The following is a 6,853-nucleotide window of genomic DNA, read 5'->3' as shown; positions in this document are numbered from 1 at the left end:
CCCGCCCGCCATCTCTGGAACAGCCGCGTGCAATGGCTCGAGGGGCCGGAGCACATGCGCCGCCCCGCCGGTGCTGGGGCGCCCGTCCGCGCGGGCGCCGACGCACCCGGGGCTCAGGCCTCGGCGAGCACGGCCTCGGCCGTGGGCACGTCGGTGATGAGGTGCGTGAACAGCTGCGCCCGGGCGCCGGCCCGGATGGAGCGAGCCTTCTCGCGTCCCGCCGCGAGCGCGAAGATCGTCGGCACCGCGTGGAGCTGGTCGAGGCTGGGCCGCACCAGGCGGTCCGAGCCGGGGAAGGCCATCGGCTCGCCGTCGTCGCCGAAGAAGTGCAGGCAGATGTCCCCCGCCGCGGCCTCGAGGGAGGGCTCCTCGCGCGGGACCACGCTGGTGAGGGATTCGCGCCGCGCATACGGGGCGCCGACGCCGACGATCACGGCCCGCGCCCGGTCCCACAGGTCGGTGATCTCCCGGAAGCTCGGATCGGCCTGCAGCGAGGACCAGAGGCTGGCGCTGGGCAGGGCCGGCGCGAAGATCGAGCGGGACTCCGCACCGGTGCGGGCGGCGATGCGGCGCGCGGTGTCGTTGGTCTGATAGGCCTGGTCGGGCTCCTGCAGGCCGCCGACGGTCGGGGCGATGATCACGCCCGGCAGCGGGGGCAGCATGGGCATGCCGCTGACGGCGAAGGTGGTCCGGCCCGAGGAGATCAGCAGCGCGTCGCCGCGACGCAGCCCGAGCGCGGCGAGCTCCTCGGCGAGCAGCTCGCCGAGTCCGCGGTACTCGCGCTGGACCTGGTCGCCCGGGGCGATGCGGACCGACTCCACCCCGAGCGTCTCCCGCAGCCGCGCGGCGAGATCGTCGAGATCGGCCGTGGTCACGTCGAGCACCTCGAAGCGGACCATGCCGATGCGGCGCGCCTCGGCCAGCAGCTTGCTGACCGTGGGGCGGGAGACGCCGAGCTTGGCCGCGATCTCCGCCTGGCGCAGGTCGTCGAGGTAGTAGGCCGAGGCGGCGCGATGCAGCAGCTGCAGATCCATGGTCGTCTCGAGCACGCGCACCTCCTCCTCGTCGCGGCGGGCCGCCGCTGGGGCCCGGGTGCGGGCACGATCCTATAGATACCTCCCGGTCCCGCGCCGTCCCGCCCGCCGGATCCGCCGCGCGCCGGCTCCTGCCGGGCGCCGCATCGGCCGTGGCGGGAAGCGCGCGGGGGCGTGGCAGGATGACAGCGTCGCCCGGACCGGTCCGCGCGGGGCGGACGACGAGGTCACGACGGCGAAGGGTGCAGTTCCATGGCTCCAGGCACGCAGCGGCCCGCGCCCGCCCCCGGCAGCGTGGTGCTGGGCGTGGACGTGGGCACCTCGAGCACCAAGGGCGTGCTCGTCGCGCCGGACGGCGAGGTCCTCGCCACGGCCGTGCGCGAGCACCAGGTCTCCCGTCCCGCCCCCGGCCACGTCGAGATGGACGCGGGGATCTGGTGGGACGAGTTCCTGGGCATCGCCCGCGAGCTCGGATCGGCGGCCCTGGCCCGCGGGTCCCGGATCGCGGCGATCGGCGTGTCCGGCATGGGGCCCTGCGTGCTGCTGGTCGACGAGGACGATGCTCCCGTGCGCCCGGCCATCCTCTACGGCGTGGACACGCGCGCCGAGGCGCAGATCCGCGCCCTGGACGCGCGGCTCGGCCCCGAGGAGATCCTGCGCCGCAGCGGGTGCTCGCTCACCGCGCAGGCCGCCGGCCCGAAGATCCTCTGGGTCGCCCAGAAGGAGCCGGAGCGCTACGCCCGCGCCCGCCGCCTGCTGATGCCGTCCTCGTTCCTGGTGCGCCGCCTGACCGGCGCGTACGTCCTGGACCGTGCGAGCGCGGCCCAGGTCGCGCCGCTGTACGACATCGCCGCCCGCGACTGGCACGCCCCCTGGGCCGAGGCCGCCGCTCCCGGCCTGGAGCTGCCGCGCCTGCTCTGGGCCGACGAGGTCGCCGGGCACGTCCTGCCCGGCGTCGCCGCCGCGCTCCCGGGCGTTCCCGCGGGAACGCCCGTGCTGGCGGGCACGATCGATGCCTGGGCGGAGGCCGTCAGCGGGGGCGTCCGCGCCCCGGGGGATCTCATGCTCATGTACGGGACGACCACGTTCCTGCTGGCCATGACCCCGCAGCCGGTGACCAGCCGCCACCTGTTCCCGACCCCGGGCACGACCGAGGGCACCAGCATGCTCACCGGCGGCATGGCGGCCTCCGGGGCGATCACCACCTGGCTGCGGGACCTGCTCTCCGCCCCGGACGTGGGCGAGCTGGTGGCCGATGCCGCGCAGAGCCCGCCGGGCGCCCGCGGCCTGCTGGTGCTGCCGTACTTCTCCGGGGAGCGCTCCCCGCTGGCGGATCCGGAGGCGCGCGGCGTGGTCGCCGGGCTCACCCTCTCGCACGGGCGCGGGGACCTGTACCGGGCCGTGCTCGAGGCGGCCGCGTACGGGGTGCGCCACCATCTCGAGGAGCTGCGCGCGCAGGGCTGCGCGATCTCCCGGACGGTCGCGCTGGGCGGCGGCACCCGCACCGGGCTGTGGCCGCAGATCGTCGCCGACGTGACCGGGCTGGCCCAGGAGCTGCCGCGCGTGACCATCGGCGCCTCGTACGGGGACGCGATGCTCGCGGCGGCCCGCGTGCTCGGGGCCGATGCCTCCTCGTGGAACCCGGTCGAGCGGCGGTGCGAGCCCGACCCCGCGACCCGGGAGCGCTACGACGCGCTGTACGGGCTGTACCGGGAGCTGTACCCCGCGACCCGCTCCATCAGCCATGCCCTCGCACGGATGCAGGAGGAGGACTCCCCCGCACCGCGGGCCTGATCAGCTCCCGGCTCCGGCCGGGATCGCGGCGAGCGCCGGGAGCGCCGGCAGCGCCGGCAGCGCCGCGGCGATCACGTGATCCCCAGCAGATGCGGCAGGTAGGCGACCGCGAGCACGACCACGAGCCCCACCAGGTAGAACGGCAGCAGCGCGCGGGCGGTGGCGAGCACCGGGACCCGCCCGATCGCCGCCGAGATGAACAGGGTGGTCCCCACCGGCGGGGTGTACAGGCCCAGCGCGAGGGTCACGACCATGATGATGCCCAGGTGGATGAGGTCCAGGCCGATCGCGTCCGCCAGCGGCAGCAGCACGGGCGTGAGCAGCAGGATCGCCGGGGCCATGTCCAGGAACATGCCCGTGACCAGCAGGATCACGATCATCGCGAGGATGACCATCCACTCCTGCCCGAACGCTCCCGTGATCGTCCCGGCCAGCGCCTGGGGCGCCTCCTGGATGGTGAGCAGCCAGGCCAGGGCCGAGGAGAACATGATCAGCACGAGCACCACGGCGCTCGCCGCCGCCGATTCGACCACGGCCCGGCGCAGCTGCGTCAGGCTGAGGTCCCGGTACAGCAGCACGCGGATCGCGACCGCGTAGATCACGGCGAGGACCGACACCTCGGTGACGGTGGCGACGCCGGTGAACAGCACCACGCGGATCAGGATCACGGGGATGAGGATCGCCGGGGTCGCGAACAGCAGGTCCACCAGCAGCCGCTTGAGGGTGAAGCGCGCCTTCACCCGAGGGAACCCGGCCTTGGCGGCCACCGCCCAGCACAGCACCAGCAGCAGGACGGCCGTGAGGACGCCGGGGCCGACACCGGCGTTGAAGACCTCGGCGACCGAGGCGCCGGAGGCGGCGGCGAACAGGATCATGGGGATCGACGGCGGCAGGATCACGCCCAGCGTGGCGGCGGAGGCGTTGACCGCTGTCGCGTACCCGCCGCCGTACCCCAGCCGCTGCGTCCAGGGGATGACGACCTTGCCGATGCCGGTCGCATCCGCGACGGCCGATCCGGAGATCCCCGAGAAGACGGTGTTGGTCAGGACGCTGGTCATGCCGACGCCGCCGCGGAACCGGCCCACCACCCGGGTGGCCAGCCCGATCACCTGGCCGCCCAGCGTGCCGCTGAACAGCAGGTCGGCGGTGAGGATGAAGAAGGGGATGGCGAGCATCGAGTAGTCGCCCACCGGGCTGAACGACTGCTGGGCGAGTCCCTCCATGGGCAGGGAGCCCACGGCGAACAGGCCCACGATCGCCCCGGCGATGATGGAGAAGGCGACGGGCACGCCCATCAGCAGCAGGACGAGGAAGACGACGATGGCCAGCAGGGCTTCAAGCACCGGGAACCTCCTGCGTCGGGGCGGCGGCGCTCGCGGCGGCCACGCGGTGGTCGGGCTCGGGGGCGCCGTGGCGGGCGTAGTGCACGGTGCGGGCGGCGGCCTGCACGGTCATCACGGCGACCATGACGATGAATGCGCCGAAGCTGCCCAGCTGGGGCCAGCCCATGATCGGCGTGGACTGCGCCGCCATCGGCGGGATCAGGTAGGCGGCGAGATAGGTGAGGTACCCCAGCAGGACGGACACGAAGGCCCACGTGAGGATCTGCGCGCGATCGTAGGCCTTCCCGTGGAGGCGGCTGACCAGCACGTCCACGGCGATGTGGCCGCGGGTGGCCTGGGCGACGACGGCGCCGCCGGCGATCAGCCAGGGGAAGAGGTAGGTCGGCCCCTCGGAGGCCACGGGGAGCGACGAGTTCAGGACGTAGCGCAGGACCACCGAGACGGTCACGAGCACGACGATGATCGCGGTGCCCGCGATCGCGAGAACGGAGCCCACGGTGGCCGCGACGGCGTTGACGGGGTCCTCGGGGCGGGACTCCTCGGCATGGCCGCCGGTGGTGTCCAGCGCCTGCAGGTCCTCCTCGGTGATGACGGGGGCGCGCCCGTCGGCCGAGGCCGGGGACGACGGGGAGGATGCTCTGGGGCTCATGCCGGCTGCTCCTCGTGCTCGGCGCGGATCGCCTCCGCGGCGGTGGTGATCTGGTCGAAGAAGTCCGGGTGCTCCGCCTGCCATCGCTCGGCGACGGGAGCGGTCGCCTCGCGGAACTCGGCGCGATCGGGGTGGGTGACCTCGAGGACCTGTTCGAACTCGGTGTAGATCGCGGCGGTCTGCTCGGTCATCAGGCGGCGCTGCTCCTCGACGGCGCCCTGCGCGGCCGAGGCGATGACCTGCCGGATGTCCTCGGAGAGGTTCTTCCAGCGGGTCGTGGACATGACGAAGGGGTTCACCTCGTACTTGTGGCCGGTCACCGCGAGGTGGGACTGCACCTCCTGGAGGGAGGAGCTCTTGATGTTGACCACCGGGTTCTCTTGGCCGTCGACCGCCCCCTGGCGCAGCGCGAGATACAGCTCGCCGAAGGCCAGCGGGGTCGGGTTCGCCCCGAGCTCGCCGAAGATGTCGATGGTCATCGGGTCGTCGGGGGTGCGGATCTTGAGCCCGGCGACGTCCTCGGGAGAGGCGATCGACCGGACGGAGTTGCTGATGTCGCGCATGCCGTTGTCCCACAGGTTCAGGACGTGGAAGCCGACCTCCTCGGCCCGTGCCGCGATGGTGTCCTGCAGGGCGCCGTCCAGCACGGCGTAAGCGTGCGCGGAGCTCTCGAAGAGGAACGGAAGACCGATGAGGGCCGCCTCCGGCACATAGGAGGAGAAGGGCCCCTGGGAGTTGATGGACATGTCCAGGGTGCCGGCGGCCACCGACACCATCATCTCGGTGTCGTTGCCGACGGATTCCTGACCGAGAATCTGGATCTCGACCTCGCCGCCGGACTGCTCGGCGACCAGACGCTGGAAGGCGAGGGCGCCGTCGGACCGGGGGTTCCCGGGGGCGGCGCCGTGGCCGAGGATGATGCGCACCGAATCGGTGCGGCGGGGTCCGTCGCCTCCGGCGCAGGCGCTCAGGGCGGCCGCGCCGGCGGCGGCGCCGGCCAGCCCCTGCAGCAGGCTGCGGCGGCGCAGGCTGCGGCGGCCCTGGGGCACGTCGTCGTGCATGTCTCCTCCTTCGGAGTACGGGGTTCGGCGAGGGGCGCCGGCGCGGTCAGCCCGCGTCCGCGCCGGTGACGAGATCCCGCACGAGGGCCAGGCTGCGGGCCACATCGGCCTCGCGGTCCTGCTCGGCGATGTCGTGGGTCTCGAGCTCGAGGACGTACCGCACGCCGGGGACGTGCTCCTCGAGGGCGGCGACGACGCCGGGGAGGTCGACCTGCCCGGCGCCGAGGGACAGGTTGAGGTCGCCGGGGACTGCGTCGCGCAGATGCACGCGCTCGATCCGCGGCGCCGCGCGCGGCACCCAGGCCACCGGGTCCTCCCCGCCGGCGACGACGTGGGAGACGTCCAGCAGCAGGCCGATGCTGTCCGGGCCCACCCGGTCCAGCAGCTCCTCGGCCGCGGCGATGGTGTGGATGTAGCGGCGATGATGCAGCACCTCGACCAGCAGGCGCACGCCATGGCGGCCGCAGATCCCCGCGGCGCGGTCGAGGCGCTCGGCGATCAGCGCCATGTCGGCCGCGTGGTCGCGCACGGGGCGGTGATCGGCGCGGCCGGCCGGGACGATGAGCGCGCCGCCGCAGGCCGCGGCGAGCGCGGCGAGGCCCTCGAGGGTCTCCTCGAGGCGCCCCTCGTCCAGGGCGGGGTCGTTGAGATCGCCCGGGTCGGCGTTGACGGCATCGGCCGCGAGCCCGGCCGCGGCGACCTCTGCCGCGAGGGCGGCCGGGTCGCCGGTGAAGGGCACCGGCACGTGATCGGTGACCGCGGGGATCGCCCCCAGGTCGATTCGGGTCGCGCCCATGCCGGCGATGAGCGCGAGCGCCTCGGCGAGGGGACGGTGGCGGAAGGAGATGGTGGAGACGCCCACGCGGTCGGCGTCGGGCAGGGCGGCAGAGGGCAGCGAGGAGCGCGTCATCGGGTCCTGGTCTCGGGAGCGGGGCGGAGGGGCGGGGGCGCGGCGTCGTCGACGCCGCGCCG

At 74.0% G+C, this 6,853-nt stretch carries 6 protein-coding genes; 1 reads left to right on the top strand and 5 read right to left on the bottom strand.

The window, feature by feature from the left end; all coding sequences use genetic code 11:
• Positions 1-113 precede the first annotated feature (113 nt).
• Positions 114-1,049, bottom strand: a complete 936-nt coding sequence (locus BF93_RS08115; protein WP_051486706.1) for a sugar-binding transcriptional regulator — start codon at positions 1,047-1,049, stop codon at positions 114-116.
• Between the two features lie 237 nt (positions 1,050-1,286).
• On the opposite strand from BF93_RS08115, the gene BF93_RS08110 reads away from it, so the two are divergent.
• Positions 1,287-2,828: an FGGY-family carbohydrate kinase gene (locus BF93_RS08110; RefSeq protein ID WP_051486692.1), complete on the top strand. Its 1,542-nt coding sequence runs from the start codon at positions 1,287-1,289 to the stop codon at positions 2,826-2,828.
• 71 nt (positions 2,829-2,899) lie between these two features.
• Here BF93_RS08110 and BF93_RS08105 read toward each other — a convergent pair whose 3' ends face one another.
• From BF93_RS08105 to BF93_RS08090, 4 genes are read right to left on the bottom strand one after another with little or no spacing between them, the layout of a single operon-like run.
• Entirely contained in the window at positions 2,900-4,171 is a 1,272-nt protein-coding gene (locus tag BF93_RS08105; protein WP_038371793.1) for a TRAP transporter large permease, read from the bottom strand.
• Positions 4,164-4,820 (bottom strand): TRAP transporter small permease, encoded by a 657-nt coding sequence (locus tag BF93_RS18935; RefSeq protein WP_051486691.1) that lies wholly within the window; start codon positions 4,818-4,820, stop codon positions 4,164-4,166. The genes BF93_RS08105 and BF93_RS18935 overlap by 8 nt, the downstream gene beginning before the upstream one ends.
• Positions 4,817-5,881 carry a TRAP transporter substrate-binding protein gene (locus BF93_RS08095; protein ID WP_051486690.1) on the bottom strand — a complete coding sequence of 355 codons (1,065 nt, stop codon included), beginning with the start codon at positions 5,879-5,881 and terminating at the stop codon, positions 4,817-4,819. The genes BF93_RS18935 and BF93_RS08095 overlap by 4 nt, the downstream gene beginning before the upstream one ends.
• 46 nt (positions 5,882-5,927) lie before the next feature.
• Positions 5,928-6,791, bottom strand: a complete 864-nt coding sequence (locus BF93_RS08090; RefSeq protein WP_051486689.1) for a sugar phosphate isomerase/epimerase family protein — start codon at positions 6,789-6,791, stop codon at positions 5,928-5,930.
• Between the last annotated feature and the right edge of the window lie 62 nt (positions 6,792-6,853).

Origin of the sequence: Brachybacterium phenoliresistens (assembly GCF_000576425.1) — a bacterium.
Taxonomy (GTDB): Bacteria; Actinomycetota; Actinomycetes; order Actinomycetales; family Dermabacteraceae; genus Brachybacterium; species Brachybacterium phenoliresistens.
The sequence above is the reverse complement of the archived record's forward strand: the minus strand, read 5'-3'. Positions and strand labels throughout refer to the sequence as shown.